Here is a 2,570-nt window from a genome sequence, read left to right as displayed (position 1 = left end):
CACATTTTATGATTAAATTTGAAGATAGGATTGGTAGCCTATGAAAAATTTACACAAAAGTCTGTAAAGGGTCACCATAAATGTAAGTAGCCAAAAATATAAGTAATGTCTGTCTTTGAAAACCTATATGTTTAACTACTGTACCAATAGCATTTTCTAAAGCTTGAGATTTATCAAGAATATGAAACAATCCTCCAGCTATGAAAACTATAAATAAATATTCTGAAGCTTTCTCTAAACCTTTTGGAATAGCTTCAAAGACTCCAAATAAACTTACCCCATGACTAGGTAGATAATGAAAAAATGCAGCACTAGTGGCTTCTTTCCCATTATTTATATTTTTTGCAAACTCTCCTGCAGGTATAAGATATGTTAAGATTGCTGCCAATACTATGATAAAAAATATTACAACCATTGGGTCATTTATCTTTTGATACCACCTTATATTATTTGCTTTTTTTTGCATTGTTATCTCCTATTCTGAATAATTAAAGTTTTCCAAGAACTTATGTATTACTCTAGCAGCAATCAAAGCATCATTATAATCAATATCTTCTTCATGATGATGACTTAGTCCATCTTTACAACGCAAAAATAGCATACTAATAGGAGTAAGATTTATCATTGCAAGCCCGTCATGACCTGCCCCACTAAATAGAGAAAAAGGTTGCTCACCTACTTCTTCAATAGCTGTTAAAAGTTGTTCTTGCATTTTTTTATCACAAAAAGGCCCTTTCATCTCATAGTTTTTCTTATGAGATATTTTCACATTATAGTCTTTCATCACATCATCAAAAAATTCAGCTATCTGCTTCATAGCATTCTCTCTAAGATGATCATGAGGTGATCTTATTTCTATAGTCATATCTACACTATCAGGAATTACATTTACTGCATTAGGTGAAACATTAAGCTCTCCAACTACTCCAACTAAATCATCTGTCTTTTTAAATAGCTGATCAGCATATCTAATAATCTCTGCTGCGGCAACTAATGCATCTTGGCGTAAGTGCATAGGAGTTGTTCCAGCATGATTTGCCTTACCTTGAATATGTATCCCATACCTTTGTATTCCAGTTATTGCTGTTACAACTCCAACAGGTAAATTCTTTTGTTCTAAAACTGGACCTTGCTCAATATGTGCCTCAAAGAAACCAAGTACATCATCTTTATTTCTCTTACACTTCTCAAGTTCATCTGGGTTTGCACCAATTTCCTTAAGAGCATCATAAATAGTTATTCCATTCTTATCTACTGCAGATAAAGCTTCTAAGCTAACATCTCCATTTAAAGCCTTACTACCTAATAATGTCTCTGGGAAACGAATTCCCTCTTCATCACCAAATGCTATTAATTCAACACTATAATCAAGCTCTATATTATTATCATGCATCTTTTTTAGAACATACAACGGTAATAAAACTCCTAAAATACCATCATAGCTACCACCTTCAATAACACTATCCTGATGAGAACCTATAATTAATGTTTTTGAAGTTTTCTTACCTTGTTTTCTACCAACAACGTTACCTATTGCATCCAAGTGTACTTCTAAACCTGCTTGTTGCATCCACTCCCTTATAACAGGAATTATCTTTTTATGCTCTTGGCTACAAAATAATCTTGTAACTCCTTTTTGTGATGAGCTAAAACTTGCAGCTATATCGAAATACGTTTTTAATTCTTGCGCAGAATAATCTATTTTCATAATTTTAATCCTTATTTTTCTAATTTATAGAGCTAAGCTAACCAGCTTTAGAAGGATTATTAACTGTAGGAATTGCTTTGATAAATTTGTTGTAGCTACTATCTGTATAATGAGAATATAGCTTTCTAATTTCAGATATAATATTTGAAGAATAATCTACTCTTAAATCACATGGTGGGTGCTCGTCACTAACAACTCTTATTGCTATAGATAAAGCCCCTTGTTTATCACCTCCAGCCAATAAACCAGCCTCTAACGACGCGATTATTTGCTCTACTAAGTTCTGACTTTCTGTTTTTGTATACGTTTCTATCATTCTATTTAAAACTTCTCTGCTAACTAGCCTATTACCAGCAACAGCTAAATTCTTTTGCAAAATATGACCACAGAAATGATCATTGCCATCTCCAGTCCAACCTGCAGTATTTCCAAGTTTATCCATAAATATAAATTGTCTAAAATTAGCATTTTCATCTTGAGATATAACTTTATCCAGGCATTCACTAACTGAATTCTTATTTAATAGATCTAACGCCCAATATGGATAAAGGTAATTTGTATAAAATCCTTGTGTAGCCGCCGCTATTTTATTAGCTTCAACATATGGAACAAACCCTCCTACAGCAACAGAAGCTGTAACAGTCCCTACACCATATTGATTGCCTTTTTTTGCAATAATAGAATAAGTCAAAAGAACATTTTTTTATAAATTATAATATATATGCTCGACTTAAATGTCTAGAAACCGCATATAGCAAAAAATGAGAGTATTAATAAAATCTTAGATGGGTCTTTACAGATAATTGTGTAAATTTTAATTAGGTTATATATTTTAAATATAACAATAAGGGATTTACAGAAT

At 32.0% G+C, this 2,570-nt stretch carries 3 protein-coding genes; all 3 read right to left on the bottom strand.

The features are described 5' to 3' along the window. Positions 1-49: 49 nt before the first annotated feature. The 3 genes from AB8E56_RS11525 to AB8E56_RS11515 are packed head-to-tail and all read right to left on the bottom strand — an operon-like array spanning position 50 to position 2,399. A complete protein-coding gene (locus AB8E56_RS11525; protein WP_329481257.1) occupies positions 50-466 on the bottom strand; it encodes a hypothetical protein in 417 nt (138 codons plus the stop codon). A 9-nt stretch (positions 467-475) separates the two neighbouring features. Then, on the bottom strand, positions 476-1,708 hold the full coding sequence (locus AB8E56_RS11520; protein ID WP_329481255.1) for a M20 family metallo-hydrolase: 1,233 nt from the start codon (positions 1,706-1,708) through the stop codon (positions 476-478). Between the two features lie 37 nt (positions 1,709-1,745). Then, positions 1,746-2,399 carry a DUF1028 domain-containing protein gene (locus AB8E56_RS11515; RefSeq protein ID WP_329481253.1) on the bottom strand — a complete coding sequence of 218 codons (654 nt, stop codon included), beginning with the start codon at positions 2,397-2,399 and terminating at the stop codon, positions 1,746-1,748. Positions 2,400-2,570 lie beyond the last annotated feature (171 nt).

Source organism: Francisella sp. 19X1-34, assembly GCF_041102755.1.
Taxonomy (GTDB): domain Bacteria; phylum Pseudomonadota; class Gammaproteobacteria; order Francisellales; family Francisellaceae; genus Francisella.
This window is presented reverse-complemented; position numbering and strand designations above follow the sequence as displayed.